The organism is Paracoccus sp. M683 (genome assembly GCF_007096355.1).
Lineage (GTDB): Bacteria > Pseudomonadota > Alphaproteobacteria > Rhodobacterales > Rhodobacteraceae > Paracoccus.
Window position 1 is genome coordinate 1 of record NZ_VKDF01000073.1, and the last position, 261, is coordinate 261.

Annotated in this window: 1 protein-coding gene; it reads right to left on the minus strand. The window is 64.8% G+C overall.

Annotated elements, in window-relative coordinates:
- Positions 1–109: 109 nt before the first annotated feature.
- Positions 110–261 (minus strand): zincin-like metallopeptidase domain-containing protein (locus FNJ84_RS21840; protein WP_255471380.1); only part of this gene is annotated, 152 nt, incomplete at its 5' end.

A 261-nucleotide genomic window follows, 5' to 3' on the forward strand; every position in this document is an offset into this window, starting at 1 on the left:
ATGCAGGTGCCTGCTGGATCGCCGGGCAGGATGATCGGGGCGAGATAGGCCATCGGATTAACGCTGCCGCATTTGCGGCAGGTCAGGGTGGCGAGGGGAAGGGGGCCGCTCATGCGGCCACCTCCTGTTCGCTGAGGTCCGCTGGCGCGGTGCGCATCAGCCAGTCGGCGGCTTTCTGGGCCTCGGTTGCGGCCTTGAAAATGAACCGTTTGTCGTCCTTGAGGCACCGCAACCAGCTTTCGACATAGGCGGCTGTCTGCC